30 protein-coding genes and 1 tRNA gene are annotated in these 26,393 nt (G+C 62.4%); 16 read left to right on the forward strand and 15 right to left on the reverse strand.

Annotated elements, in window-relative coordinates; all coding sequences use genetic code 11:
• The first annotated feature begins 28 nt into the window (after positions 1-28).
• Positions 29-937 carry an NAD(P)/FAD-dependent oxidoreductase gene (locus HUV48_RS03035; RefSeq protein WP_176266680.1) on the forward strand — a complete coding sequence of 303 codons (909 nt, stop codon included), beginning with the start codon at positions 29-31 and terminating at the stop codon, positions 935-937.
• A gap of 26 nt (positions 938-963) precedes the next feature.
• On the opposite strand, the gene HUV48_RS03040 is transcribed toward HUV48_RS03035, so the two are convergent.
• From HUV48_RS03040 to HUV48_RS03065, 6 genes are all read right to left on the reverse strand, one after another.
• Positions 964-1,329: a hypothetical protein gene (locus tag HUV48_RS03040; protein ID WP_176266282.1), complete on the reverse strand. Its 366-nt coding sequence runs from the start codon at positions 1,327-1,329 to the stop codon at positions 964-966.
• Between the two features lie 66 nt (positions 1,330-1,395).
• Complete coding sequence (gene rimM, locus HUV48_RS03045; RefSeq protein ID WP_176266283.1) at positions 1,396-1,899, reverse strand: ribosome maturation factor RimM; 504 nt, start codon at positions 1,897-1,899, stop codon at positions 1,396-1,398.
• Positions 1,900-1,905: 6 nt separating this feature from the next.
• Complete coding sequence (gene rpsP / locus HUV48_RS03050; protein ID WP_176266284.1) at positions 1,906-2,421, reverse strand: 30S ribosomal protein S16; 516 nt, start codon at positions 2,419-2,421, stop codon at positions 1,906-1,908.
• Positions 2,422-2,467: 46 nt separating this feature from the next.
• Positions 2,468-3,904 carry a signal recognition particle protein gene (ffh, locus tag HUV48_RS03055; protein WP_176266285.1) on the reverse strand — a complete coding sequence of 479 codons (1,437 nt, stop codon included), beginning with the start codon at positions 3,902-3,904 and terminating at the stop codon, positions 2,468-2,470.
• 161 nt (positions 3,905-4,065) lie between these two features.
• Positions 4,066-4,141: transfer RNA gene (locus tag HUV48_RS03060), tRNA-Ala, on the reverse strand.
• Between the two features lie 129 nt (positions 4,142-4,270).
• Positions 4,271-4,597 carry a TIGR02300 family protein gene (locus HUV48_RS03065; RefSeq protein WP_176266286.1) on the reverse strand — a complete coding sequence of 109 codons (327 nt, stop codon included), beginning with the start codon at positions 4,595-4,597 and terminating at the stop codon, positions 4,271-4,273.
• A 180-nt stretch (positions 4,598-4,777) separates the two neighbouring features.
• Here HUV48_RS03065 and aroA point away from each other — a divergent pair, with 180 nt between their 5' ends.
• The 6 genes from aroA (at position 4,778) to gloB (ending at position 10,544) form a co-directional block, all read left to right on the forward strand.
• Complete coding sequence (gene aroA, locus HUV48_RS03070; protein WP_176266287.1) at positions 4,778-6,088, forward strand: 3-phosphoshikimate 1-carboxyvinyltransferase; 1,311 nt, start codon at positions 4,778-4,780, stop codon at positions 6,086-6,088.
• Positions 6,089-6,108: 20 nt separating this feature from the next.
• The gene (locus HUV48_RS03075; protein ID WP_176266681.1) at positions 6,109-6,354 is read left to right on the forward strand and encodes a CBU_0592 family membrane protein; all 246 of its coding nucleotides are present in this window, start codon (positions 6,109-6,111) and stop codon (positions 6,352-6,354) included.
• Positions 6,351-6,983, forward strand: coding sequence for a (d)CMP kinase (locus HUV48_RS03080; RefSeq protein WP_176266288.1), 633 nt, complete (start codon positions 6,351-6,353; stop codon positions 6,981-6,983). The genes HUV48_RS03075 and HUV48_RS03080 overlap by 4 nt, the downstream gene beginning before the upstream one ends.
• An 84-nt stretch (positions 6,984-7,067) precedes the next feature.
• Positions 7,068-7,688 (forward strand): YSC84-related protein, encoded by a 621-nt coding sequence (locus HUV48_RS03085; RefSeq protein WP_176266289.1) that lies wholly within the window; start codon positions 7,068-7,070, stop codon positions 7,686-7,688.
• A 294-nt stretch (positions 7,689-7,982) separates the two neighbouring features.
• Positions 7,983-9,689: a 30S ribosomal protein S1 gene (gene rpsA / locus HUV48_RS03090; RefSeq protein WP_176266290.1), complete on the forward strand. Its 1,707-nt coding sequence runs from the start codon at positions 7,983-7,985 to the stop codon at positions 9,687-9,689.
• 96 nt (positions 9,690-9,785) lie between these two features.
• A complete protein-coding gene (gene gloB, locus HUV48_RS03095; RefSeq protein WP_176266291.1) occupies positions 9,786-10,544 on the forward strand; it encodes a hydroxyacylglutathione hydrolase in 759 nt (252 codons plus the stop codon).
• A 3-nt stretch (positions 10,545-10,547) separates the two neighbouring features.
• Here the strand turns inward: gloB and HUV48_RS03100 are convergent, their stop codons facing one another.
• The 7 genes from HUV48_RS03100 to HUV48_RS03130 all read right to left on the reverse strand — a co-directional run bounded on the left by HUV48_RS03100 (position 10,548) and on the right by HUV48_RS03130 (position 16,869).
• Positions 10,548-11,162, reverse strand: a complete 615-nt coding sequence (locus tag HUV48_RS03100; RefSeq protein ID WP_176266292.1) for a flavodoxin family protein — start codon at positions 11,160-11,162, stop codon at positions 10,548-10,550.
• Positions 11,163-11,254: 92 nt separating this feature from the next.
• Positions 11,255-11,818 (reverse strand): F0F1 ATP synthase subunit B family protein, encoded by a 564-nt coding sequence (locus tag HUV48_RS03105; protein ID WP_176266293.1) that lies wholly within the window; start codon positions 11,816-11,818, stop codon positions 11,255-11,257.
• Positions 11,811-12,305 (reverse strand): F0F1 ATP synthase subunit B family protein, encoded by a 495-nt coding sequence (locus HUV48_RS03110; protein WP_176266294.1) that lies wholly within the window; start codon positions 12,303-12,305, stop codon positions 11,811-11,813. Before HUV48_RS03110 ends, HUV48_RS03105 begins: the two co-directional genes overlap by 8 nt.
• 134 nt (positions 12,306-12,439) lie before the next feature.
• Complete coding sequence (locus HUV48_RS03115; RefSeq protein WP_176266295.1) at positions 12,440-12,667, reverse strand: F0F1 ATP synthase subunit C; 228 nt, start codon at positions 12,665-12,667, stop codon at positions 12,440-12,442.
• A gap of 46 nt (positions 12,668-12,713) precedes the next feature.
• Positions 12,714-13,502, reverse strand: a complete 789-nt coding sequence (locus tag HUV48_RS03120) for a F0F1 ATP synthase subunit A (RefSeq protein ID WP_176266296.1) — start codon at positions 13,500-13,502, stop codon at positions 12,714-12,716.
• A gap of 85 nt (positions 13,503-13,587) precedes the next feature.
• Positions 13,588-13,905 (reverse strand): AtpZ/AtpI family protein, encoded by a 318-nt coding sequence (locus tag HUV48_RS03125; RefSeq protein ID WP_176266297.1) that lies wholly within the window; start codon positions 13,903-13,905, stop codon positions 13,588-13,590.
• Positions 13,906-14,061: 156 nt separating this feature from the next.
• Positions 14,062-16,869 (reverse strand): tetratricopeptide repeat protein, encoded by a 2,808-nt coding sequence (locus HUV48_RS03130; RefSeq protein ID WP_176266298.1) that lies wholly within the window; start codon positions 16,867-16,869, stop codon positions 14,062-14,064.
• Positions 16,870-17,030: 161 nt separating this feature from the next.
• Between HUV48_RS03130 and purB the strand changes: the two genes are divergently transcribed.
• The 3 genes from purB (at position 17,031) to pyrF (ending at position 19,486) form a co-directional block, all read left to right on the forward strand.
• Positions 17,031-18,341: an adenylosuccinate lyase gene (purB, locus tag HUV48_RS03135; RefSeq protein ID WP_176266299.1), complete on the forward strand. Its 1,311-nt coding sequence runs from the start codon at positions 17,031-17,033 to the stop codon at positions 18,339-18,341.
• A gap of 93 nt (positions 18,342-18,434) precedes the next feature.
• The gene (locus HUV48_RS03140) at positions 18,435-18,815 is read left to right on the forward strand and encodes a LapA family protein (protein WP_176266300.1); all 381 of its coding nucleotides are present in this window, start codon (positions 18,435-18,437) and stop codon (positions 18,813-18,815) included.
• Positions 18,812-19,486 (forward strand): orotidine-5'-phosphate decarboxylase, encoded by a 675-nt coding sequence (pyrF, locus tag HUV48_RS03145; protein WP_176266301.1) that lies wholly within the window; start codon positions 18,812-18,814, stop codon positions 19,484-19,486. The genes HUV48_RS03140 and pyrF overlap by 4 nt, the downstream gene beginning before the upstream one ends.
• 9 nt (positions 19,487-19,495) lie before the next feature.
• Here pyrF and HUV48_RS03150 read toward each other — a convergent pair whose 3' ends face one another.
• Positions 19,496-19,657: a hypothetical protein gene (locus HUV48_RS03150; RefSeq protein ID WP_176266302.1), complete on the reverse strand. Its 162-nt coding sequence runs from the start codon at positions 19,655-19,657 to the stop codon at positions 19,496-19,498.
• Positions 19,658-19,758: 101 nt separating this feature from the next.
• Between HUV48_RS03150 and HUV48_RS03155 the strand changes: the two genes are divergently transcribed.
• The 6 genes from HUV48_RS03155 to HUV48_RS03180 all read left to right on the forward strand — a co-directional run bounded on the left by HUV48_RS03155 (position 19,759) and on the right by HUV48_RS03180 (position 25,003).
• Entirely contained in the window at positions 19,759-20,388 is a 630-nt protein-coding gene (locus HUV48_RS03155; protein ID WP_176266303.1) for a phosphoribosylanthranilate isomerase, read from the forward strand.
• Positions 20,385-21,632: a tryptophan synthase subunit beta gene (trpB, locus tag HUV48_RS03160; RefSeq protein ID WP_225871487.1), complete on the forward strand. Its 1,248-nt coding sequence runs from the start codon at positions 20,385-20,387 to the stop codon at positions 21,630-21,632. The genes HUV48_RS03155 and trpB overlap by 4 nt, the downstream gene beginning before the upstream one ends.
• Complete coding sequence (locus tag HUV48_RS03165) at positions 21,629-21,895, forward strand: hypothetical protein (RefSeq protein WP_176266304.1); 267 nt, start codon at positions 21,629-21,631, stop codon at positions 21,893-21,895. Before trpB ends, HUV48_RS03165 begins: the two co-directional genes overlap by 4 nt.
• Before the next feature lie 151 nt (positions 21,896-22,046).
• On the forward strand, positions 22,047-22,862 hold the full coding sequence (gene trpA, locus HUV48_RS03170) for a tryptophan synthase subunit alpha (protein ID WP_176266305.1): 816 nt from the start codon (positions 22,047-22,049) through the stop codon (positions 22,860-22,862).
• On the forward strand, positions 22,859-23,707 hold the full coding sequence (accD, locus tag HUV48_RS03175; RefSeq protein WP_176266306.1) for an acetyl-CoA carboxylase, carboxyltransferase subunit beta: 849 nt from the start codon (positions 22,859-22,861) through the stop codon (positions 23,705-23,707). The genes trpA and accD overlap by 4 nt, the downstream gene beginning before the upstream one ends.
• Positions 23,708-23,713: 6 nt before the next feature.
• On the forward strand, positions 23,714-25,003 hold the full coding sequence (locus tag HUV48_RS03180) for a bifunctional folylpolyglutamate synthase/dihydrofolate synthase (RefSeq protein ID WP_176266307.1): 1,290 nt from the start codon (positions 23,714-23,716) through the stop codon (positions 25,001-25,003).
• On the opposite strand, the gene HUV48_RS03185 is transcribed toward HUV48_RS03180, so the two are convergent.
• Positions 25,000-26,352, reverse strand: coding sequence for an AmpG family muropeptide MFS transporter (locus HUV48_RS03185; protein ID WP_176266308.1), 1,353 nt, complete (start codon positions 26,350-26,352; stop codon positions 25,000-25,002). The two genes, HUV48_RS03180 and HUV48_RS03185, sit on opposite strands and share 4 nt — an antisense overlap.
• Positions 26,353-26,393 lie beyond the last annotated feature (41 nt).

Here is a 26,393-nt window from a genome sequence, read left to right on the forward strand (position 1 = left end):
GGTCGGGTAGGACGAAAGGCGCAAGACCATCGACGACTGCATCATCATCGGCGGCGGACCGGCCGGGCTGACAGCGGCGATCTATCTCGCCCGCTTCCACCTTTCCGTGCGTATTCTCGACTGCGGTACGAGCCGCGCTGCGCTCATCCCGACGACACACAACCACGCCGGCTTTCCGGAAGGTATCAAGGGCACGGACTTGCTCGCTCGGATGCGAGAGCAAGCCGAGAAATATGGGGCACTACGCGAAGAAGTTCGAGCCGAGCGGATCGAACCGCAGGACGGTAGCTTTACTGTCGTTACCGGGAACGCGTGTTTCGAAGCGCGAACCGTGCTGCTCGCAACCGGCGTTTTCAACCGCCATCCGCCGGGCATGGATGATGCACTGCATGACGAAGCGCTGAAACGAGGGCTGCTGCGCTATTGCCCAATCTGCGACGGGTACGAAGTGACCGATAAGCGCGTCGGCGTTATCGGCACGAGTGACCACGGTATGAAGGAAGCCATCTTCCTGCGCGGTTTCACGAACGATATCATGCTGATCTCGCCCGACGCGGAGCACGATCTCGACCAGGAGTGCCTCGACAAACTGGATGGGCACGGCGTGAAACGGGTTGATGGCCCATGCGGCGACTACGCTCTCGAAGGGGAGAGCATCGCGGTTACCGTCGCGGATGGAACGCTACGCTTCGACAGCATCTACCCGGCGCTCGGTTCGATCATTCGCAGCGATCTGGCCGTCGGCGCCGGAGCGAAGGCGACCGAAGAAGGCTGCCTCGAAGTCGACGATCACATGCGCACCAGCGTCCCCGGCCTGTTCGCGGCAGGTGACGTCGTGCTCGGCCTTGATCAGATCAGCCACGCGATGGGCCAGGCAGGCGTCGCCGCCACGACCATCCGCAATGAACTAGCCGAACGGCGGTCGCTGAAGCGTTGATCAATCCGCGCACGCGGTGGGAATAGTCATTCTTGCGGTCGATCTTTTACAGAGTGACGGCCTCGGAAGCGATAATACGAAAACGTGGCCAAAAATGACGCTAGGTAAAAGGCAGGAATGAGCGGAAGTATTTCGACCATGCCTTTGGCACTAGCGAGATAAGCCAATACACTCTCAAATCCGCGATCAGCAATTTCGGAAATCAGGATGACCCCTGTTAGGAGGCTTGGCGGCACCAGCCATGCTTCTAACAGCTTCGCAAACGTAAGTGTTTGCACTTTGCGCGACGCGACCACCGCCATTCCCAATGTCAGCAGCATCAACGGCACAGCAAAAAGACCGGATGTGAACAGGAACAAGAGCGCATCGAATTTAATGCCGGTATGTTCCACCGGCGCGGGCGGTGGCATACTGCAAGCGTTATAGTCCCCTAGCCGATAGCAACCTTCTTTCATTGTCTAACTGATGAAATCGGTAGCGATTATCAGTCGCTCATCGTCCCATCCCGGCACCGCCTCTTCGGTTAGCGGGACCATGAAGGTTTTCGTGCCCTTTTCCGGTGGGGGTTGGCGCTCGATCTCGATGATGTCGGTTGCGCCGAAGTTCTCGACCGCGATGACCGTGCCGACTGCTTCTCCTTGATCGGTGACGACCGGAAGACCGATCAGGTCGGCGTGGTAGAATTCGCCTTCTTTGAGCGCAGGTAGCTCGCCGCGAGGGACGGTCAGCACTTCGCCGCGCAGCTTTTCCGCCGCGCCGCGGTCCGCGATCTCGGCAAAGCGCGCAATCGCCCCGCCCTTCTTGTCGGAGCGGACTTTGACCAGCGTCAGCACGCCGTCATTGAAGCTGCGATGCTGCGATAGCGCGTCGACGCTCTCGCCCAGCAGCTTCAGACGAACTTCACCCGCCACCCCGTGCGCGCCGGTGACGGCGGCCAGAGTGACGGGCTTGTCCGATGCCATTGGCCCTTAGCCTTCGGTCTTGTCTTCGCCGATTTTCTCTTCGAGTGCCTCGTCCACAACTTCCTCGCTGCCTTCGGCAGGAGCGTCGCTGCTTTCCTCGGTCGATTCCGAAGTGGTCTCGGCAGCATCGTCAGCCGGAGCGTTCTTCGCTTCTTCCTCGGCAGCCTTTGCAGCTTCCTCGGCTTCGGCAGCCTTCGCGGCTTTCTCTTCAGCGCGCTCGGTTGCCTTTTCGCCCGGCTTCGCCTTGTTCGGGTTGTTGCGCGCTTCGCGCTCACGGATGCCGGCTGCATCGAGGAAACGGGCGACGCGGTCCGAAGGCTGCGCGCCGACGCCGATCCAGTAGCGTGCGCGGTCTTCGTTGAGCTTCACGCGGTTTTCGTCGTCCTTGGCGAGCAGCGGGTTATAGGTGCCGATCTGCTCGAGATATTTGCCGTCGCGCGGCTTGCGGCTGTCGGCAGCCACGATGCGGTAGTAAGGACGCTTCTTCGCGCCGCCGCGCGAGAGACGAAGTGCAATTGCCATGATAGATTACCTTTCCAAAACAAATAACTAAGCTGATTTACTGATCTTATTTCTTCTTCGGACCGCCGAGCCCAGGCAGGCCCGGCGGCAATCCGCCTTGGCCGCCCATCCCGCCGAGCCCCGGCATCGCGGCGTCCATGCCGCCCTTGCCGAACAAGGCCCCTAGCCCCTTCAGGCCGCCCATCTTCTTGATCTGCTTCATCGCGCGGCCCATTTCCTGGTGCATCTTCAGGAGGCGGTTCACGTCCTGAACCTCCGTCCCCGACCCGGCCGCAACGCGCCGCTTGCGCTTGGCATTGAGCAGTGCCGGATTGGACCGCTCCTTGGCGGTCATCGAGCCGATGATCGCATCCATGTGCAGCAGCACCCGGTCGTCCATACCGCTCTGCTGGAGCGCAGCCTTGGCCTTCTTCATGCCCGGCAGCATTCCGGCGAGCATGCCCAGTCCGCCCATCTGGTTCATCTGCTGGAGCTGCATCCGCAGGTCGTTGAGGTCGAACTGACCCTTCGCCATGCGTTTGGCGAGCGCTTCGGCGTCTTCTTCCTTGATCGTCGCCGCGGCCTTCTCGACCAGGCTGACCACGTCGCCCATGCCGAGGATGCGGCCGGCAACGCGCTTGGGATCGAAGGCTTCGAGCGCATCGAGTTTCTCGCCCGTGCCTGCGAACTTGATCGGTTTCCCGGTAACGTGGCGCATCGATAGCGCCGCGCCGCCGCGCGCATCGCCGTCCATCCGGGTGAGGACAACACCCGTGAGCGGCACCTCCCCGGAGAAGCTCTGCGCAACGTTAACCGCGTCCTGGCCGGTGAGCGAATCGACCACGAGCAGGACTTCGGCGGGCGAAGCGACCTGCGCCACCGCGTTCATCTCCGCCATCAACGCTTCGTCGACATGGAGACGGCCCGCGGTATCGAGCATCAGCACGTCGAAGCTCTGTAGACGGCTCGCTTCCAGCGCGCGCCGCGCAATATCGACCGGTTGCTGCCCCACGACGATCGGCAAGGTGGCGACATCGGCTTGTTCGCCGAGCACCTTGAGCTGTTCCTGCGCGGCCGGACGCTGCACGTCGAGCGAGGCCATCATGGCCTTCTTGCCGTGCTTTTCCTTCAGGTACTTCGCGATCTTGGCAGTGGTGGTCGTCTTACCCGAGCCCTGCAGGCCGACCATCATCACCACCGCCGGCGGTTTGACGTCGAGCTTCAGCCCTTCGTGCCCTTCACCGCCAAGCATCTCCACGAGCTCGTCGTCAACGATCTTGACGACCTGCTGCCCCGGCGTGACCGAACGCAGGACATCCTGGCCGATCGCCTTTTCCGTGACTGCATCGATAAAGCGCCGGACCACAGGCAGGGCCACGTCCGCTTCGAGAAGGGCCACGCGGACTTCGCGCATCGCCTCGCGGACATCGGCTTCACTGAGTGCACCGCGGCCGCGCAGCCGGTCGAAAACGCCGCCAAGACGGTCGGACAAATTGTCGAACATGGCCTGCGTCTCCTACCGGGCCGCGCCCTGACGCAGCCAAATGCCAAAAACGCCGGCGGACGAAACCTCGTCAGCCAGCGTGCGAAGCGAATGCTTCGGCTTCTGTCTTTACGCTATATCTAGCGCGTCTGTAACCTATCTTGCCGCTGCGAAGCGGTAAATGGTGGAGCCTAGCGGGATCGAACCGCTGACCTCAACACTGCCAGTGTTGCGCTCTCCCAGCTGAGCTAAGGCCCCGTAACCATTTTCCCGGCAATCCGTCCGATCACCGGAATGCGCGCCTTTATGAAGAGGGCAGCGCATTTGCAAGAGTTTTATGGGTGCACCGCTCTGCCCTCACGGCATCGAGCGGCGCACCCCGATCCCCTACTCGTCGTCCTTCTCGTCGTCGCCCTTGCCCTTGCTCACGCCAAGGTCGTCGTCGCCGCCAAGATCGACTTCGTTATCCGGAGAATCGTCGTCCTCGTCGATATCTTCTAGATCGTCGTCGGCAAGATCGCTATCGGCCTCCGCGTCCTTCTTCTTTTTGTCTTCGTCCTCGAACGGTATAGGCTGCTTGGACTTCAGCACCGGCTCCGGGCTCCATTCCTCGCCGCATTCGATGCAGGTGACGGGATCGTCCTTGTTCAGATCGTAGAAGCGCGTGCCGCATTTCGGGCATTCACGCTTCGTGCCCCATTCCGGTTTGACCATGAGTAATCCTTGATTTGCCGCGCCCCGGCCTTGCAGCAGGGGGCGAAGAAACTTCTAGCGATATAATGGGATCCCGAAGGCCGGGAATCAACTGCGGGCGCGCCTTGCCAGACTGTATTCGCGCTGTCAAAGCGCTTGGGCTTTCCCGCCCTCCCTCCTTTTCACAGCCTGCGAGACTTCGTGACCGCTCACCGCTTCCTGCCTTCCGGCCCGCTTACGGGGCGCATTCGCGTACCCGGCGACAAGTCGATCAGCCACCGCGCGATCATGCTCGGCGCGCTCGCTGTAGGCGAAACCCGTATCAGCGGGCTGCTGGAAGGCGAAGACGTGCTCGCAACCGCCGCCGCCATGCGCGCAATGGGCGCGGCGGTGGACCGCAGCGATGACGGGACGTGGCTGGTCCGAGGCGTCGGCGTTGGGGGGCTGCTGCAACCCGCCGGTGCGCTCGACATGGGCAACAGCGGCACGTCCACGCGGCTGCTCATGGGCCTCCTCGCCAGCCATGCGATCACCGCCGTCTTCACCGGCGATGCGAGCTTATCCAGACGTCCCATGGGACGCGTGATCGATCCGTTGTCCGAGATCGGAGCCACCTTTACCCCCTCGCCCGGCGGCACGCTGCCGCTGATGATGGAGGGCGCGGAGACGCCGGTCCCCATCACTTACCGGCTCCCGGTGGCGAGCGCACAGGTCAAGAGCGCCATCCTTCTCGCGGGGCTCAACACGCCGGGCATTACGACGGTGATTGAACCTGTCCCGACGCGCGACCATTCGGAGCGGATGCTGAAAGGTTTCGGCGCAGACATCGAAGTCGAGGAAGTCGGCGGCGAACGCCATATCCGGCTGCGCGGCGAAGCGGACCTCAAACCGCAGACGCTTACCGTTCCGGGAGATCCGTCTTCTGCCGCATTCTTCGCGGTTGCGGCCAGTATCGTGCCGGGAAGCGACCTCGTTATCGAGAATGTCGGCCTCAACCCAACCCGCGACGGTATCTACCGAGTACTCGAACAGATGGGCGCTAATATCGAGCGGCTCGAAACGCGCGAGGTCGGCGGTGAACCGGTCGCCGATGTCCGTGTGCGGCACGCTTCGCTTACCGGTATCGACGTCGATCCGGCGGTTGCACCAAGCATGATCGACGAGTTTCCCGTTCTCTTCGTGGCGGCGGCGCTGGCAAACGGGACGACTCGTACCAGCGGGCTCGAGGAACTGCGCGTGAAGGAAAGCGACCGCCTCACCGCGATGGCCGATGCGCTGCGCCTGATAGGCGCAAACGTCGAGGAAGCCGAGGACGGGCTCACCATTCACGGCACCGGCGGCGCTACCCTGCCCGGCGGCGGACCGGTGGCGACGCAGCTGGACCACCGGATAGCGATGAGCATGGCCGTAGCGGGATGCGTCAGCGAGAACGGGGTCGAGGTGGACAGCGCCGAGCCGATCGCGACGAGTTTTCCGGGCTTCCTCGACCTATTAAAGGAGGCGGCATCGTGAACGAACTCGATTGGGCCAGCATGGTCGGCTTTGTCGGGACGGCCTGCATCATCGCCGCATACGCCTACCTTACCTTAAGCGAGAAGCCGAACCCCTTCATTCTGCACGGTACGAACCTGATGGGGGCAGCCCTCCTTACCGTATCGCTTATCGTCCATACCAATTGGCCGAGCCTGGTGCTCGAAGGGTTCTGGGCAGCGATCGCCATCTTCGGGCTCGCAAAGGCTTTCCGGAGCGGACGCAAACTACAGGAGCGCGAAGCATGATCATCGCGGTCGACGGACCAACGGCCAGCGGCAAAGGCACGATCGCCAAGGCGCTTGCCGAACATTTTGGGCTGCCTCACCTCGATACCGGTCTTCTGTACCGAGCGGTCGGGCGGCAGGTGTTCCTCAACGGAGGCGATCCCGACAATGCGTTCGACGCGCTCGCTGCGTGCGGATTCGAAGACAGGATGCTGCGCGACAGTTCGCTTCGCGACGAGGCCACCGGCGGTCTCGCCAGCAGGGTTTCGGTTCACCGCGAAGTGCGCTCTGCCCTGTTCGACCGGCAGCGGGCCTTCGCTGTGCAGGAGGGTGGCGCCGTACTCGACGGCCGCGACATCGGGACGGTCATCGCACCGGACGCGCAGGTGAAACTGTTCGTTACTGCCAGCGTGGATGCGCGGGCGGCAAGACGCCACCGCGAGATGCAGGACCGCGGCGTCGATGTACCCCTTACCGCAGTTCACGCCGACCTCGAACGGCGCGATGAGCGCGATCGCAACCGCAGCGAAGCACCCCTGGTCGCGGCAACCGACGCCTACGTTCTCGACACGTCGGAACTCGGTAAGGACGAGGCGATTGCTGCAGCTATTGCAGCCGTTGAAAACGCGCGGAAAGAATTGAGAGACTGATCTTTCTCGGAACAAGTAATTGTGGCAAAAGTTGGGCTTGTTGATGGTGCAATCGCATCGCAACAATCAGGGGAGTTATTCCATATGAAGTACATTCCGATCATAGTCCTTGCCGGCGCACTTGCTGCTTGTTCGCAGGAACCTGCCGAAACCGAAAACGCCGAAACGACGCCCGCAGAAACCGGCGCGATGAGCGATGACGCAACTCTCGATACCAAGGCGCTGGCGGCGCTGCAGCAGTGCCAGCAGGTCGAGCCGACCTGTGCCGAAGGTTCGCCCGCAGGCTATCTCGTATTCCCTGACGTGACGTCGGTTGCACTGGGTATCGGCGGTGAAGGCGGCGAAGGCGCGCTTATCCAGAACGGCCAGGTCGTCGACTATTTCAACATGGGCGAAGCGAGCATCGGCCTTCAAGCTGGCGTTTCTGCAGCATCCTACGTCTTCAAGCTCCCTGACGCTGCAGCAGTTCAGGAAGTACAGGACGACGGCGAATGGAGCATCGGTGCCGAAAGCGCGCTCGTTATCGCTAACGCCGACGCCAATGCCGCAGCCGAAGCGACCGGCGAGAACGCCATGCTCTATGTCTTCAACGCCGAAGGTCTAATGGCCGACGTTAGCGTGGATGCAATGCGCATCTGGAAGGACGAGAACTCCATGCAAGACGAGAACATGGAAGCCGGAATGACCGAAGCCGAAACCATGTAATCGCGTCAGTTTAACTGCTACGAATTGATAGGCCGGACCCTCATGGGTTCGGCCTTTCGCATGTGGGCCTCGCAGCGAGCGCTGTAGAGCGCAAAACCCTTGCTTTCAGGCGGGTGCGAGCGTATCAGCCCGCCGTTCTCGCAATCTCCTTGATTGAAGGAACCTTCGCAGATGCATACGGCGCTGCGGGGAATACGGCCCGCTTGGCCCATCGCAGCAATTCCGCCCGCGATGGAGAAAAGACCCCGGTAAAACCGGTGGCCGGAAAATCAACGAACAGGACTTTTTAAACCTATGGCAACTGCAGCCAATCCCACGCGCGACGATTTCGAAGCGCTTCTCAACGAACAACTCGGCAATGCCGACGACGGCGGTTTCGAAGGCCGCGTCGTAAAGGGCACCGTGACCGCGATCGAAGGCGGTGCGGCGCTCGTCGATGTCGGCCTCAAGAGCGAAGGCCGCATCCCCCTGAAGGAATTCGCCCGCGGCGAAGACGACCACGGCCTTTCGGTCGGCGACGAAGTCGAAGTCTTCGTGGACCGGGTCGAAAATGCCGACGGCGAAGCGATGCTGTCGCGTGACCGTGCCCGCCGCGAGGCCGCGTGGGACAAGCTCGAAAGCGAATTCGGCGAAGGCAAGCGCGTCGAAGGCCGTATTTTCGGCCGTGTCAAAGGCGGCTTTACCGTCGATCTCGACGGCGCGGTAGCCTTCCTGCCCGGCAGCCAGGTCGATATTCGCCCCGTGCGCGATGTCACGCCGCTAATGGACATGCCGCAGCCCTTCCAGATCCTCAAGATGGATCGCCGCCGCGGCAATATCGTCGTCTCGCGCCGTGCCGTGCTCGAGGAAACGCGCGCCGAACAGCGCAGCGAACTCATCGACCAGCTGGCTGAAAACCAGGTCATCGACGGCGTCGTCAAGAACATCACCGATTACGGCGCATTCGTCGATCTCGGCGGTATCGACGGCCTGCTCCATGTCACCGACATGAGCTACAAGCGCGTCAATCACCCGAGCGAAATGATCGAGATTGGCCAGACGCTGACCGTGCAGATCATCCGCATCAACAGCGATACGCAGCGCATCAGCCTCGGCATGAAGCAGCTCGAAAGCGATCCGTGGGACGGCGTATCCGCGAAATATCCGGTCGGCGCGAAGTTCACCGGTACGGTCACGAACATCACCGAATACGGTGCGTTCGTGGAGCTCGAACCGGGTATCGAAGGCCTGGTCCACGTATCCGAAATGAGCTGGACGAAGAAGAACGTCCATCCGGGCAAGATTGTCTCGACCAGCCAGGAAGTCGAAGTCGTCATCCTCGAAGTCGATTCGGACAAGCGCCGCATCAGCCTCGGCCTCAAGCAGGCACAAGGCAATCCGTGGGATGATTTCGCGGACAAGTTCCCGGTCGGATCGAAGGTCTCGGGCGAAGTCAAGAATGCGACCGAATTCGGTCTGTTCATCGGGCTCGAAGGCGACGTCGACGGCATGGTCCACATGTCTGACATCGCTTGGGGCATCTCCGGCGAAGACGCGCTCGCACTGCACCGCAAGGGCGAGCAGGTCGAAGCCGTCGTGCTCGACGTCGACGTGGAGAAGGAACGCATCAGCCTCGGCATGAAGCAGCTCGAAAAGGGTGCACCTTCCGCTGAAGGTGCAGACGCCAGCAGCATGCGCCGCGGCCAGACGGTCACTGTCACTGTCCTCGAAGTACGCGATGGCGGCCTCGAAGTTCAGGTCGGCGAAGACGGTGCGACCGGCTTCATCAAGCGCAGCGACCTCGGCCGCGACCGCGACGAGCAGCGTCCCGACCGCTTCCAGACCGGCCAGAAGGTCGACGCGCTGGTTACCGGGTTCGATCGTTCGAAGAAGCCGAACTTCTCGATCAAGGCGTTGCAGATCTCCGAAGAGAAGCAGGCCGTCGAACAGTACGGTTCGTCCGATTCGGGTGCGTCGCTGGGCGACATCCTCGGCGAAGCGCTGAAGAAGAGCGAAGACTAAGTAACGCACCGCATTTAGCGGCTAAGAAAGAGGCCCGCTTGTCGATCCGGCAGGCGGGCCTTTTCTGTTGAGGCGCGATGACCTAAGCTAGCTCACATGCTTCAGATACATCAGTTCCCCTGCCTCTCGGACAATTACGGCTTTCTGGCCCACGATCCCGATAGCGACGAGACGATCTGCATCGACACGCCGGAAGCTGACGTCATCCTGCGAGAGGCCGAAGCGAAGGGTTGGCGGATCACGCAGATATGGAACACGCACTGGCATCCCGATCATGCGGGCGGGAACGAGGCAATCAAGGATGCGACTGGCTGCACGATCGTCGCTCCGCAGACAGAGGCGGACCGGATAGCCGGCATCGACCGGACCGTTGCGGACGGCGACCGCGTCTCCATTGGCGCGCATGACGCGAAGGTCATCGACGTCGGCGGCCACACCACCGGCCACATCGCCTATCATCTGCCGCAGGACGAAATAGCCTTCGTCGGCGACAGCGTGTTCGCCTTGGGCTGCGGGCGCATGTTCGAAGGCACCGCTGAGCAGTTCTGGGCAAGCCTCGAGCGCATCAAGGCCCTGCCGCCCGAGACTGTGCTGTATTGCGCACACGAGTACACAAAAGCCAACGCGGCATTCGCGCTACATGCAGACCCGGATAACGAGGCCCTCCGCGCTTATGCGAGCGACGTGGATGCTAAGCGTGCACGCGATGAAGCGACGGTCCCGACCAAGTTGAAGCGGGAACTCGAATGCAATCCGTTCCTGCGTGCCGACGAGCCCGTGATCCAAGAGAAGTGGGGCGGCAATGCACCCCACGAAACCTTTGCCGCGCTCAGGGCGGCGAAAGACGCATTCTAAAGCCTACTTATGTCCGGGATAGCTACTGTCCTTGAGCAGTTTGGCGAGGTGCGCCGCATTGTCGGCGACCATTCCGGCCGTCTGATCGACCTTGTCCGGCCGCTCGTCCAGATCCTTGAAATCGGTCGCATGCATTGCCTCGCCCACCCAATAGCAGGCTGCGACCGCCGGGATCGTCCAACCCGTATCGTTGAGTGACTGGAAGAGCTGCGCACTGCTCCAGTGCGCGCCGTCCTCGTTCCCGACGATCGCCGCCACCGCCACCTTGCCGTAGCTCGGCATGCGCCCAGCGTCGTCGGTCTCCGAAAGAAACGCGTCCATCCGCTCCAGTACCCGTTTGGCGATCGATCCGATCTGGCCCATCCAGATAGGACCTCCGAAAATGAGGATATCGTGAGCGAGAATCTTTTCGCGAAGCTTGGGCCAGTCGTCGCCTTCGCCCTCGTCCGACGTTACGCCCGGCGGGACATTGTAGTCGGCGATCCGAAGCGTCCCGGAGATCTTCACATCGTGCTTGGCGAATTTCTCTTCCAGCACGGCGATCATGGCGTCGGTCGAACTGGCTTCGCCGCTCGACTTCTTCAATGAGCAGTTAATGGCAATGGCGGATACGGGCACAGGCAAACTCCTTGTTCATTCAAGGAGTCCACGCTTTGAGCGCCTATCCGGTTCCCGATCAGTTCGACAGTGCCCGAACGGCGTCGGTCAGCTTACAGCCCGGCGATCACCTGATCAGCGAGCCGGCGATCGGCTTCGGCGTCGTGCCGCTCGGCAATCAGCTGACGCGACGCCGCGGCCGCGGCCGCAGCGGCCTTCGCACGCACATCGGCAACCGCGTCGCGTTCCGCAGCAGAGATCGTATCCTCCGCCATGCGCTTGCGCCGTTCGATCATCGCCGCGCTGTCGCTTTCCGCCTTCGCCGTGATGGCGTCGGCTTCGGAGCGCGCATTGACGAGCATCGCTTCGGCATCTTTCTCGGCATTGGCGATCTTCGCCGAGTATTCGTCCCGCAGCGCCTCGGCTTCGGCGCGCAGGCTCTTGGCTTCGTCGAGCTGCGTGCGGATGTCCGCAATCCGCTTGTCGAGGCCGCCGGTGATTAAAGAAGGCACCTTCTTCCAGACCGCGATAAGCACCAGAACAAGCATGGCGATCGATACGATCTGGAAGGGTGCAAGACCCCACAATTCAGGCTCGACGTGCTTGCCCGCACCGTGACCGACTTCGGTCATCGCTTCTTCGGCTTCGGTCGTGAAAACTTCCGGCGGATTAGCCATGATGCAACGCCTCTTTTACCTTGGTCCGTGCAGCTTCCGCCGTGACCGAAACGCCCGCGAGACGCTGCACGATATCCTGCGTCGCTTCCGCAGCCACGTCTTCGATTTCAGCAAGCGCCGATTTATGCGCTTCGGCAATATCCGCTTCCGCTGACGCCAGCCTCGCATCGAGGCGTTCCTGCTCGGCAGCGAGCTTGCGCTCGTTCTCCGCAGCAGCTTTGGCCTTCGCATCGGCAACCAAGGCCTGGGCTGCAGCGCGGTTGTCGTTTTCACGCTTGCGCCAGGCTTCCTCTTCCTCGTCGGCCCTGTCGCGCGCGGTCTGTGCGGCGGCAAGATCGTCCGAGATCTGCCTGTCGCGCAGTTCTACCGCTCCGGTCACTTTGGGAACCATGCCGCGGCCGACCACAAAAAAGACGAGGCCGAAGAACACCAACAGCCAGAATACCTGGCTCGAGAAGGTTTCCGCGAGTTGCGCTATCTGAGGCATGGACCGGATCGCTCGTTAATTGACATACACAAAGGGAAACGCCTGTAGTGAGGGAGCTTTGCTGAATGACTTCGCGCGAAGGAATCTTACGTGCGAAGTAAGGCAGCCGCTGACCGCTACAGGCGAACCCAAGATCAGGCGACGAAGATCAGGATGATCGCGATCACGAAGGCGAGCAGACCCAAAAGTTCGGCGGCGGCGAAGCCGATGAACAGACGTCCCTGCTGACTGTCGGCGGCACCCGGATTGCGCAGCGCGCCTTCGAGGAACTTTGCGAATACGTTGCCTACGCCCAGCGAAGCAAGACCTGCGCCAATTGCGGCGAGACCGGCACCAAGCAGTCGGGCTGCTTCCATATCCATGAGAAAATCCTTTCGTTTGAGTAATTCTTGAGAGTTGAATGAAGACCTAGTGAAGGTTCTCGGCGTCATTGATATAAAGTGCGCTGAGAAGTGCGAATACGTAAGCTTGGATTCCTGCCACCAGTATCTCCAGCGCGCAGATCCCGATCATCAGCACGAAGGTGGGAACGCCTACGAGCAGACCATAGCCCGCGCCGGCATTCCCGCCGCTGATGACGAACGTCGAGAGAACTTCGAGCAGCAAGTGTCCTGCCATCATCGCGACGAACAGACGCAGGGCCAGACTGAACGGGCGGACCATGAAGCTGATGAACTCGATCGGCGCAATCAGAGGCACCATGTACCAGGGTGTGCCTTGCGGTACGAAAAGCGACAGGAAGTGCAGTCCGTGCTTGAGGAAGCCTACGACTAGCACGATACCGAAGGAAAGCAGCGCCAGCACTCCGGTAATCGTAAAGTGACTGGTGAAGGTGAACGGGTGCACGCCGACGACACCAAAGGGAACCAAGCCCAGCACGTTCGCAAACAGGATGAACATGAACAGCGAGAAGATGTAAGGCACGTATTTGCGCCCGGCCTTGCCGATATTGGCTTCCAGCATGTCGTCGATGAAGCCGGTGAAGCTTTCGACCGCCATCTGCCAGCGGCCGGGCACGACTTCGCGCTTCATCCCGCCAAGGACGAACAGCCACAGCACGACCGTCGTGATTGCCATCCACAGCGCCGAGTTCGTGAACGCGATGTTGTAGCCCGCAAGCTCCCAGCCCTCCGAGCCGAACAACGGCTGGATCGTGAACTGGTACATCGGATCGACTTTGGCCGGTTCGGCTGCCACGACTGGCTTTCCCTGCTTTCGCGCGCTGCAGGCTTCGTGCCCGCCTCGCCCTGTGTTCGATTGCTGAACCGAGCGAGCGCGCGGTTCATTCCGGCGGCTTGTTTGCCGCCCTGATGATATTCCTGAAGGCGACGACTATTCCGAGGAACAGTCCCACCAGCAGACCCCATGGCATCGTTCCGGCGAAGTAGTCGACTACCCAACCGATCACGACACCGCCAAGGATCCCGCCGAGCAAGTCCGCCAGAGCACGGTTGCCGCTGCGGTAATTCGCGTCGGCACCCGCAATCCGCGGCCTGTTACGCTCGTCTTCTCGCTCGCGCGCGACTTTAAGCCGCTGTTCGAGCGCGTCAATTCGCGCGTCTTCGGCAACAGGGTCCTGTGCAGGCTTCTCTTCGCTCATACCAAGCTCCTCCTCCGGGCTACGCTGCTGCCAGCAAAAGCCTAATGCGGAAAAATCGGCGGCATGGGCAAAGTTCAGCCCGCAAGGGGCGCGGCCCCCTTAGAAGGGGGGCACTGCCAAGTCAACAAGCCTGCCGCCGGTTCCTGCCCCCTCATCTCACTTCGGTGCCGTTATCCCCCAGGCGGCGTATTGCGCTCGCAAGGCCGGGCGCTGCGCGAGCGCACGTTCGATGTCCCCGCGCCCCGCATCGTCACCCTTCGCAAGCAAGGTAATGCCGCGCATGTAACGCGATTCCGGCAGGTCCTGATCGTTCGCCAGGGCGGCATCGAAATCGCTCAGCGCCTTGTCGTACTGGCCGAGCCGGTAATAGGCGAGCCCGCGGCTATCGAGAACGCCGGGGGCGTAATCCGACTTCAGGATTGCTTCGGTACAGGTTTCCAGCACCGTTTCGTCCATCCGGTTCCATTTGCCCGCGAACCAGCACACCCCGTTCAGCAGCGCCGGATCACCCGGCCGCGACGTCACGAGGCTCTGCATGAGGTCGAGCCCCGCGTCCGCCTGCTTCGACCAGCCCAGATATTCCGCTTCGAGCTGCTGCGCGAGATAGGGCTTCTCAGCCAGGTCGCGGTAGTTTTCTACCGCAATCTCGGCTTCGTCGGTTTTCCCAAGCTGACCGAGCAGTTCGACCTGCTGGAAATAGGTATTCCCGTTGTTCTCGATATTCTCGACTGCCCGTTGGTCTTCGAGCGAGGCCGCTATATCCCCCGCCTGAAGACGCGCTGCGGCGCGCTGGCTGTAAAGCCAAGCGTTCGGTTCGATCTCGATCGCCTTGCTGTAGTCTGCCGCGGCACCTTCGAAGTCGCCGATCCCGGCGCGGTAGTTGGCGCGGTTGCTCCACGGCAGGGCTTCGTCATTCTCGGCGTCGGCAATCATCTGAGCGTAGGCGGCATCGTGTTTTGCGAGCAACGCGCGGTCCTTGCCTTTGTACTGCCACGCTTCGCGGACATCTTCGGGAGCGCGCAGTTCGGGCAGCTTGCGTAAGTGCGCGGTCAGGCTGCGTTTCGCTTCGGGTATGTCGGCTGCCGGAAGCTCCGATCCAAGCGTGCGCATGGACTGCTGCAGCAAGAAGCTGTTCCCTTTGAGCGTAGCGTCGGAAGAAACTGCTACCTCGCCGATTTCAGCATCCATTTCCTCCTCGCCGAGGAGCTCGTAGCCCGAGCCGCCCTTCGGAAGCAGGATCTCGACATCGCTCGTCCAGTAAAGCGGCCCGTTCAGACGCAGGGGAACGTCGCGCCATTTCGCGCGCGCACGGTCGGCATCGAACGCGAGGTCGTTCGCGACCTGTGCCGGCGGTGTCAGTTCGAACCGCCCCCGGTCCTTAGACCACGGCGTCGTCATGATGCCGTTTGCCTTGAGGACGACGGTTCCCGCTTCTTCGTCGTAGCTGGCGCTTTGATCGACCACATAAGTCTCGCCGAGAATGCCGTTCACGGTGTTCTGGATCATCGATTCGAGCTGATCGGGCGTCGCCTGCTGGATGATCCCGCGCCACTGCGAAGCGGTCGGCCCGTTGAAGCTCAAATCGATTTCGTAAAGCGCCGGCACTTGCAGTCCCGCAGTGCTGTCGATCGTCACCTCGGCCGTGCGATTGGGCTTTTCGAGCGGTCTCGTGTCGAGCGCAACAAGCTCGCTGCCGCCCTCGGTCAGCGGCAGAGCGTAGAAGAACTGCGGCACGTCCGAGAGATTGCCGAGGCGCGTTCCGCTGTTCGTGCCGTCGAGCCAGTAGTTCGTGCCGTCCATGACCGCCCGCACGATCATATGGTCGAAGCCGCCGGGCCGCGGGGCAACTTCCGGCAGCACGTCGCCGCCCTGGCTGGCCACGAGCACCACGTCGCTCTCGATGCCGAGTTCGCGCAGCATCGCCGTCAGCAGGACCGACTTCGCCTTGCAATCGCCGAACCGCTGTTCCCAGGTTTCGGCGGGCGACTGCGGCAGGTAATTGCCGCCGTTCATGCCGTTCGCGAGATAGCTGATATCGTCCTGCACAATCCGAAGCGCCGCCGCAGCGCGTGCCTTCTCGCCCTTGTTCTCACGCGCGATGCGCTCGACGACACTCTTGAGACCGTCATTCGCTGCGATCGTACCTTCGGTCCGGTAGTGCTGCGCCATCACCGACGACACCTCTTTCCAGTCGGCGAAGGTGGTCATCTGCACCTGCGGCGGCATCAGGTAACGCAGTGGCGCATCGCCCGGCATGTCGTCGGGCTCTTCGATCGGAAGCTTTGCTTCCCAGACCTTCATTCCATCAACCGTCTGCGCCTCTGCGCTGATGTCGGTCCGGAACGTCGCCAGCGTCAGCGGCAAGTCCTGCGGCCACATCGCCTTCATGCGCGCCTGGCGCACCATATCCTTGCCCGAGGGCAGGAGATCGGCAAACTGCACCTCCTCGCCGAGAGCCTGGTCACTGATCGTGACACTCGTCGCCATGCGAACGACATCGCCCAGCTGCGCGCCGGGCAGGGTCATGGTTGCGGTCAGAAAGCCATTGAGTTCGCGCCGCTCCAGTGCGGCTTCGCGGCGAAGAACATCGAACCGCGCGCCCCCTTCGAGCACGTCGATGACCTTGCCGTCGCGGATAAGCTCAACCCGGTGCACCGTCAGGTCGCCCTTGTCGGGCAGCCAGCCCGCCTGCAGCGTACCGACATTGGTCAGCATATCGGGCGTATCGAGCGCGATCGCGACGTCGTTGAAGGTATGGACCAGCCCTTCGTCGAAGCGCACCTGCTTGTCGAGCAGCACCAGAGGCGGCCCCTTTTCGAGCAGGTCCGGGGTCAGCTCGACAGGCTCGACCCAGTCCGGTGCCGGTGCAAAAATAACTTCATCGCCCGCTACCGCGCTTGCCGCGCTCATCGCGGCGATCCCGCTGCAAACCATCAGCGCGGCGCGCTTACCCCTTAAAATCATGACAATTATCCCCGTTGTATGCCCGCAACCTATCATAGGATCTCCCCCCGGCAAGCCACTGAATTTGCCATGCCAGCGCTCTTGCGCGGTCCAGAGCGGGACAGTAGCCCCCGCCGCAACAACTGCCGCCCTCGCCGATTCTTTATCCCGGAGCTTCCTTCATGGTCCCCCGCTACGCCCGCCCCGCAATGTCCGCCATCTGGGAGCCGGAGGCGCGCTACCGCATCTGGTTCGAGATCGAGGCACATGCGACGACCAAGCTGGGCGAACTGGGCGTCGTCCCGGAGAGCGCAGGCAAGGCGCTGTGGGACTGGTGGGCCACCGACCCGAAGATCGATGTCGAGGCGATCGATAGAATCGAAGCGGTGACCAAGCACGATGTGATCGCGTTCCTGACCTGGGTAGCGGAGAATGTCGGCGAGCAGGCCCGCTTCATGCATCAGGGCATGACGTCGAGCGACGTGCTGGACACTACGCTGGCCGTCCAGTTGTCCCGCGCGAGCGATATTCTCCTGAACGATCTCGACAATCTGCTGACCGCGCTCGAAGCGCGCGCGAAGGAGCACAAATTTACGCCCACTATCGGGCGCAGCCACGGCATCCACGCCGAGCCTGTGACCTTCGGGCTTAAGCTCGCGCAGGCCTACGCCGAGTTCGATCGCTGCAAGGCCCGGCTCGAAGCAGCCCGCGCCGAAATCGCCACCTGCGCTATCTCAGGCGCGGTCGGAACTTTCGCCAATATCGATCCGAGCGTCGAGGAATACGTCGCCGAAAAGATGGGTCTGACCGTTGAACCGGTTTCGACGCAGGTCATCCCGCGCGACCGGCACGCGATGTTCTTCGCCACCCTCGCCGTCATCGCGGGTTCGATCGAGCGGCTGGCGGTCGAAATCCGCCACTTGCAGCGCACCGAAGTTCTCGAAGCCGAGGAATATTTCTCGCCCGGCCAGAAGGGGTCGAGCGCCATGCCGCATAAGCGCAACCCGGTCCTGACCGAAAACCTGACGGGCCAGGCACGCATGATCCGCGCTTACGCTCTGCCCGCACTAGAGAACGTGGCGCTGTGGCACGAGCGCGACATCTCCCACTCATCGGTCGAGCGGTTCATCGGGCCGGACGCCACGATAACGCTAGATTTCGCGCTCGCTCGGCTCACCGGCGTGGTGGAGAAACTGCTCGTCTATCCCGAGCGGATGCAGGCCAATATGGACCGCATGGGCGGCCTCATCCATTCGCAGCGGGTGCTGCTGGCGTTGACGCAGGCCGGCGTCAGCCGCGAGGATGCCTACGCCATCGTCCAGCGCAATGCGATGAAGGTGTGGGAATCGGACGGCAGGCTTACGCTGCTCGATCTGCTGAAGCAGGATCCGGATGTGACTGCGGCGCTTTCCGAACAGCAGTTGGAAGAGAAGTTCGACCTCGAGTATCACTTCAAGCATGTCGATACGATCTTCGAGCGTGTGTTCGGCTGAGCGCGCTAGCCAATCGGTGTCGCTGGACGCGGAGCCTGCTTCGCGATAGCTATTAAGACTTAGAGGCCCGAAAGCGGCGGAAAGAGGGAGAAAATGCCAATGCAGATAGTCCGCACGATCCTCTGGCTGCTGCTGCTCGCGGCGCTGCTGCTCTTCAGCTGGGCCAACTGGGAGCCCGGCGTGACCGTGCGGATCTGGGAAGGCATCGTGGTCGACACGCGCCTCCCCGCAATCGTGATCCTTTCTTTCCTCGCCGGACTGGTTCCGATGTGGCTCTATCACCGGGGCGTCAAATGGCGGCTCTCGCGCCGCATTCGCGCGCTTGAAGAAGCGGCGCGTACGTCAGCCCTCGCTCCTGCCGCCCATGACGAAGCGGCTCCGCATAGCCGCACGCATACCGCGGCCGAATCGGACACGGCGACCGAAGTTCGCGCCGATCACGACCGGCCCCGCCCGTTCGATAATTCCCTATGAGCAATCCCGTCTATCTCGCCCTCGATATGCCGCAACTCGATGCGAGCAAGGCGCTGCTCCAGCAGGTCAAGGCGCACATCGGCGGGGTCAAGCTAGGGATGGAGTTCTTCTACGCGCACGGAGCGCACGGCGTGCGCGAGATCGCGCATTGCGGCTTGCCGATCTTCCTCGACCTCAAGCTACACGATATTCCGAATACGGTTGCAGGCGCGATGCAGGCGATCAACTCGCTCGAACCTGCCATCGTCACCGTCCACGCAAGCGGCGGGCGCGCAATGATGGAAGACGCGAAGGCAGCGGCGGGAGAGAACACCAAGGTTGTGGGCGTCACCATGCTCACCAGCCTCGACGAGCGCGATTTGGAACGGACCGGCGTGAAAGGCTCGCCGCACGACCATGTGCTGCGGCTGGCCGAACTGGCCGAACAGGCAGGCCTCGACGGGATCGTGTGCTCGGGGCACGAAGTCGCGGCGGTCCACAAGCAGTGGCGCAAGGGCTTCTTCGTCGTGCCCGGTCTGCGTCCAGCCGAAGGTGCGGCGGGCGATCAGAAGCGCGTGGTTACGCCCCGCAAGGCGCGTGACGACGGCGCGAGCGTGCTCGTCATCGGCCGCCCGATCAGCCGCGCGGACAATCCGGCACAAGCGGCGCGGGACATCGAAGCTACGCTCTAGCCCGGTGTATCAAAAGCCGAGATCGGCGATCGCCGTTCCGATAGCGATGCCGGATACGAACAGCATAATGCCTGCGAAAAAGGCCAGAAGCGCAACCTCACCCGAAGTTCGCTTTTCGAGAAAACTGGCAAACGGATCAGTCGTTTTGGTGGTTTTATCAGTATTTTCCATAACTTATAACTAGCAGGCTCAAGGCACTCCGTCAAATTCAGGGCGGCGCATATCGGCTTGGCTCTTTCGCCCGGTCTCAGCTTGACCTATCGGCGCCGGTCATGACGACACTCGTAAAAATCTGCGGCCTCTCAACAGCCGAAACGGTCGATGCCGCTGTCGATGCCGGCGCGACGCACATCGGACTTGTCCATTTTCCGCCGAGCCCGCGGCACCTCGAACTGGACGAAGCTGCAAAACTGCGCGCGCGCGTTCCCGCTTCGGTAAAGGTCGTGTTGCTGACGGCGAATGCGGAGCCGGCCATGATCGGTGCCGCGATCGACCGGATCAAGCCGGACATCGTCCAGTTCCACGGCAAGGAAACGCCCGAATGGGTTAGCCTCGTCCGGCATCAGGCGAAGCTCGAAGTCTGGAAAGCCGTCGGACTGCGCGAGAAGGCGACCCTCGAACGCGCGCGCAAATGGGACGGTAAGGTCGACCGGCTGCTGTTCGATGCACCCGCCAAGGCCCTTCCCGGCGGCAACGGCGAGGCGTTCGACTGGAACCTGCTCGCCGAGCACGAACACAGCATCCCCTGGGCGCTCGCGGGCGGGCTGACGCCGGACAATGTCGCCAAGGCCATCCGAGAGACCGGCGCGCCGCTCGTCGATACCTCGTCGGGCGTAGAGAGCGCGCCGGGCGTCAAGGATATGGACTTGATCCGCGCCTTCTGTCAGGCGGCGCTGGCATGACCGAACAACCCAATTCCTTCCGCCAGATGCCACCCGCGAAAGCGAACAGCTTTCGCAATCAGCCCGACGAACGCGGGCATTTCGGCGATTACGGCGGGCGCTACGTCGCCGAAACGCTAATGCCGCTGGTACTTGACCTAGAACGCGAATATCGGAAAGCGCAGGCCGATCCGGAGTTCCAGCGCGAGTTCGACGATTTGCTCGAACATTACGTCGGCCGCCCATCCCCGCTCTATTTCGCAGAGCGGCTGACCGAGGCGCTCGGCGGCGCGCAGGTCTGGTTCAAGCGCGACGAGCTCAACCATACCGGCGCGCACAAGATCAACAATTGCATCGGGCAGATCCTGCTCGCCATCCGCATGGGCAAGACGCGCATCATCGCGGAAACCGGTGCGGGCCAGCACGGCGTCGCCACTGCGACTGTCTGCGCGCGCTTCGGCCTGCCCTGCGTGGTCTACATGGGCGCCGAAGACGTGCGCCGCCAGTCGCCCAACGTGTTCCGAATGAAGCTATTGGGCGCGGAAGTCGTGCCGGTCACGAGCGGTCGCGGGACGCTGAAAGACGCGATGAACGAGGGGCTGCGCGACTGGGTCGCGAACGTCCACGACACCTTCTACATCATCGGCACGGCTGCCGGTCCGCATCCCTATCCCGAGCTCGTCCGCAATTTCCAGAGCGTGATTGGCAATGAAGCTCGCGCGCAGATGCAGGACCGCATCGGGCGCCTGCCCGACCTGCTGGTGGCGGCGATCGGCGGTGGCTCGAATGCGCTCGGCCTTTTCCACCCGTTCCTCGACGATCCCGACGTTAAGATGCTCGGCGTCGAGGCGGCAGGTCACGGCCTCGACGGTGACGAGCACGCGGCAAGCCTACTCGGCGGCTTTCCCGGGGTGCTCCACGGCAACAAGACCTATCTCTTGCAGGACGAGGACGGCCAGATCACCGAGGGCCACTCGATCAGCGCTGGCCTCGATTATCCCGGCATCGGCCCCGAACACGCCTGGCTGAAGGACACGGGCCGCGTCGAATACACCGCGATCACCGATGAAGAAGCGTTGGAGGCGTTTCAGCTCCTCTGCCGGACCGAAGGCATCATTCCCGCGCTGGAGCCAAGCCATGCGATCGCGGCGGTGGCGAAGCGCGCGAAGGAAATGCCGAAGGACAGCGTCATCCTCGCCAACCTATGCGGACGCGGCGACAAGGACATTTTCACTGTCGCGGAGCGGCTCGGAGTGCAGATGTGAGACTGTTCGGGTGGACCGGACTAACGTTCCTTGTCCTCGGCGTGCTGCTACGAGAGTACTTCTACTCCAACGCCGTCCTCGAATGGATGAACGAGGCCTACCGACAAGGCGCGAACACTTACGGTAGCGGTGCGCCAATGAACTATTTTCATCAAAATTGGCTAGTTTCGCAGACGATCGAGATGGTCGGTATCGCCGCGCTGGTTTGCCAGATACTAGGTGTCGGTCTGGTTGGCTATGCATTGGCAAAAATGCAGCGGTGATAGCTGTCCTACAGCGACGAATGTCTGCCAGGTGACCAACATGAGACTGACTATCTCCCACAGCCCTGTATTACCGGCGATTTGAGCCCGCCTCGTTTTCGCTCCATACCGTGTTCCATGTGTTCCATCCTGTAGGACTTAGCTTCTCGCAATGAGCGTATCCTCCCGCCTCTCCGACGCCTTCGCAAAGCCCCACCCGGCCCTCGTCTGCTTCCTAACTGCGGGCGATGGCGACACCGCGGCCAATCTCGATGCGCTGGTCGCAGGCGGCGCCGATGTGATCGAGCTTGGAATGCCCTTCACCGATCCCATGGCGGACGGGCCCGCGATCCAGAACGCGAACATCCGCTCGCTTGGCGCGGGTACTACTACCAAAGATGTTTTCGCCATCGCATTCGAGTTCCGTGAGCGTCACAGGGAAGTGCCGTTGGTGCTGATGGGATATGCCAACCCTATGATCCGGCGCGGCCCGGAATGGTTCGGAAGCCAATGCGCGGCGGCCGGAATTGATGGTGTAATCTGCGTGGATATCCCCCCTGAGGAGGATGAGGCATTAGGACCGGAGCTGCGCTCCTTCGGGGTGGCCCCCATCCGCCTCGCCACGCCGACCACCGATACGAACCGCTTGCCGCAGGTCGTCGAAGGCAGCGAGGGCTTCCTCTACTACGTCTCGGTTGCCGGGATCACCGGTAAGCAGCAGGCCGCGCAGGCGAGCATTGAGGATGCGGTCGCACGGCTAAAAAAAGCAACCGATCTGCCGGTCGCAGTCGGCTTCGGCGTGCGCACGCCCGAACAGGCTGGCGCGATCGCAGCGGTCGCGGACGGCGTCGTTGTAGGCTCTGCACTGGTCGAACTGGTCGCCGAGCACGGCCGGGAAGCGCCCGAACATCTGAAAGCGCTCACAGCAAGCCTTGCCAAGGCGGTGCATTCGGCGGCAAGGGCGCCGCGGAAAGAAGAAAACGCATGAACTGGTTCACCCGCGTCCGCAACACGCTGCCCTTCATCGGCAAGCGCGACACGCCCGACAATCTCTGGATCAAATGTCCGAACTGCCAAGACATGGTCTTCGTCAAGGAATACGAGGAAAACCTCTCGGTCTGCCCGAACTGCGGCCATCACGGGCGGATCGGCGCGGACCGCAGGCTAGAAATCCTGCTCGACGAGGGATATGATGTGCTGCCGCAACCGCAGGTCACCGAGGACCCGCTGAAGTTCAAGGACACGAAGCGCTACGTCGACCGGTTGAAACAGGCGCGCGCGAAGAACCCGCACCGCGATGCTTTCACCGTCGGCAGCGGCACGATCGAGGGGAAGCCCGCGGTGGTCGGCGTTCAGGACTTCGGCTTCATGGGCGGATCGATGGGCATGGCTGTCGGCGCGGCATTCTGCAACGGCGCGCAGAAGGCGCTGGACCGCCGCGCGGCGTATATCGTCGTCACGGCCGCAGGCGGCGCGCGGATGCAGGAGGGTATCCTGAGTCTCATGCAGATGCCCAAGGCGACCGTCATGACGCGCCGGCTGAAGGAAGCCGGGCTACCCTACATTGTCGTTCTGTCCGACCCCACGACCGGCGGGGTTACGGCGAGCTACGCGATGCTTGGCGATATACACATGGCCGAACCGGGGGCGCTTATCGGCTTCGCCGGGCAGCGGGTGATCCAGGACACGATCCGCGAGCAGCTACCCGACGGGTTCCAGCGCGCCGAGTATCTCTACCGCCACGGCATGGTCGATCTGGTCGTCGAGCGGAAGGACATGCGCGGAACGCTGTCCGACCTGCTCGAATATCTGCAGCCGCAGGCAGCCGCCTGACGCGCAATGCGCGACTTCGGCCGGTCCGACAATCCGGACGTACAAAAACAGTTAGACCGGCTCGCGGCTCTATCGTTGCCGCAGGGGCGGATCGGGCTCGACACTATTCGCGAGTTACTGAAGCGGCTCGGCGGTCCCCACCGGTCGCTGCCGCCGGTGTTCCATGTCGCCGGAACGAACGGCAAAGGTTCGGTCTGCGCATTCCTGCGCGCCATGCTGGAAGCGGACGGAAAGCGGGTTCACTGCGCGACCAGCCCGCATCTCGTTCGCTACAACGAGCGCATCCGCATTGCCGGTCGCCTGATCGCCGACGAACGGCTCGCCGAACTGCTTGCGGAAGTTCTCGACCATGCAGACGGACTTGCGCCCAGCTTCTTCGAGGTGACGATCGCCGCTAGCTTCCTCGCGTTTTCGCGCGAGCCCGCCGATGCCTGCGTGATCGAGGTCGGTCTGGGCGGGCGGTTCGATGCGACCAACGTGCTAGAGCATCCGGCAGCCTCCGGGATCGCGGCGCTCGGCATGGATCACGAGCGCTTCCTGCTTGCTCCGGAAGAAGGCGTGCCGGACGAGCAGCTGGCGCGGATCGCGTTCGAGAAGGCCGGTATCGCCAAGCGGGGCGTGTCGCTCGTGACGCTGTCTTATCCGGAAGGCGCAGAACTCGAAGTCGAGCGGGCTGCAGCTAGGCACGGCTCCCCCCTTGCAATGCGCGGCAGTCACTGGTCGGCAAGCACGAGTGATACCGCGCTCCACTACGCCGACCGGCATGGCGAACTCGTCCTGCCCCTGCCCGCCCTGCCCGGCGCGCATCAGGCGGAGAACGCCGCGCTCGCCTTAGCGATGCTGCGCCATCAGGATTACGTCAGCGTTTCCGAGAGCGCTTACGGAGCCGGTATCCGAAGCGCCAGGTGGCCCGCGCGGCTGCAGCGCCTCGCGCCCGGCCCGCTAACCGGGGACCGCGCAATCTGGCTCGACGGCGGGCATAACCGGAGCGCCGGCGAAGCACTCGCCCGCTACTTCGAGGGACAGAGTGTTCACCTCGTAACCGGGATGATCGAAGCCAAGGATCCGGCGGCCCTGATCGAACCGATGAAAAGTTCGCTGTTGAGCATCACCGTCGTCCCGGTACCCGGCTACGATTGCCACACAGCGGACGCGTTCGGCGCCGACGCGCGCGCAGCGATCGATGTGGCTGCAGCGCTCGGTTCGTTGCCCGATGACGGACTACCCGTCCTCATCGCCGGTTCCCTTTACCTCGCCGGCGACGTCCTTCGGCTTAACGAGGAATTGCCCGACTAGACCGGCGGATCGGTCCGCGCATCGCCCTCGCCGACTTCGCCTGCAGTTCCCATCGCCGCATCGACAAGGCCGGTGCGCATCATCCACCAGAACAGCACGATACCGGGCAGCGCGAGGACGGTCGTCAGCAGGTAGAAGCTGACATAACCGAAGCTCTCGATGAGCGAGCCCGCCGTCGTACCCGTCAGTACGCGGCCGACGATGCTCGCGCCCGCGCTGATGAGGGCATATTGCGCAGCCGTGAAGCGCAGATCGCACAGGGCCGAGAAATAAGCGACGACGACGACGCCTCCATAGCCGCTCGCAAAATTCTCGAACCCGATGGCCGCGGCCATGCCGATATTGCTCTTGCCTACGGCGGCCAGGGCCGCGAAGCTGAGGTTGGAGATCGCCATCAGGATCAGCGCGATCAGGACGGAACGCTTCAGACCGAGCTTCGCATAGATGATGCCGCCGATGAAGACACCGATGATCAGCGCCCAGAAACCGACGCCGATGTCGTAGATAGCGATCTCGTCGTTGGTGTAGCCGAGATCGTCGAACAGCAGGCGGAAGGTCAGGTTGGCGAGCGTGTCCCCGATCTTGTGAACCAGGATGAAGAGCAGGACCAGCCACGCGCCGTGGCGGCGGAAGAACTCTGCAAAGGGTCCGGTGATCGACTGCCACATCTCGCCCATGCTGCGCTTCTCCGCAACAACCTGCCGCCGGGCCGGCTCGCCCATGATAAGCGCAGTCAGCATGGCCGGAAGCGCGAACACGGCGCACGCCATGTAGCCCGCTTCCCATCCGTAACGAGCAGCCACCACGAGAGCCAGCGCACCGGCTGCCGCTGCGCCGATGCGCCAGCCGTACTGGCTCATCCCCGAACCGGTGCCGAGCTGATACGGCTTAAGCGTCTCGATCCGGTAGGCATCAATGATGATGTCGAACGTAGCGCCGGCCACGCCGAGGATCACTGCCGAGGTCGCGGTCCAGACGATATCCGCAGTCGGATCGGCAAGAGCGAGGTTTACGACCGCGGCCATGACCAAGACGCCGATGACGAGCATCCAAGACACCCGCTGGCCAAGAAGCCGGGTGAGAACGGGAATTTTGACTCCGTCGACCACCCACGCCCACAGGAATTTCAGATTGTAGACGAGGAAAGCGAGCGTGAAGGCGGTAATCGTCGACTTGTCGATCCCGTCCTGCGATAGCCGCGTAGTGAGCGTTGCCGCGAGGAGGGCGAAGGGAAAGCCGGACGAAACGCCGAGGAAGAAGGACGCAAGCGATTCCTTTTCCAGATAAGGCTTGATCGACTGCCCCAGGCTGCGTTCCCGCTCAGCCCCGGTCGCCGGAGTATCTGCCATATAATGCTCGTCCTTTAGATCGATCCCGTTTCGGGTTAAGC

This window comes from Qipengyuania atrilutea, from assembly GCF_013370205.1.
Taxonomy (GTDB): Bacteria; Pseudomonadota; Alphaproteobacteria; order Sphingomonadales; family Sphingomonadaceae; genus Actirhodobacter; species Actirhodobacter atriluteus.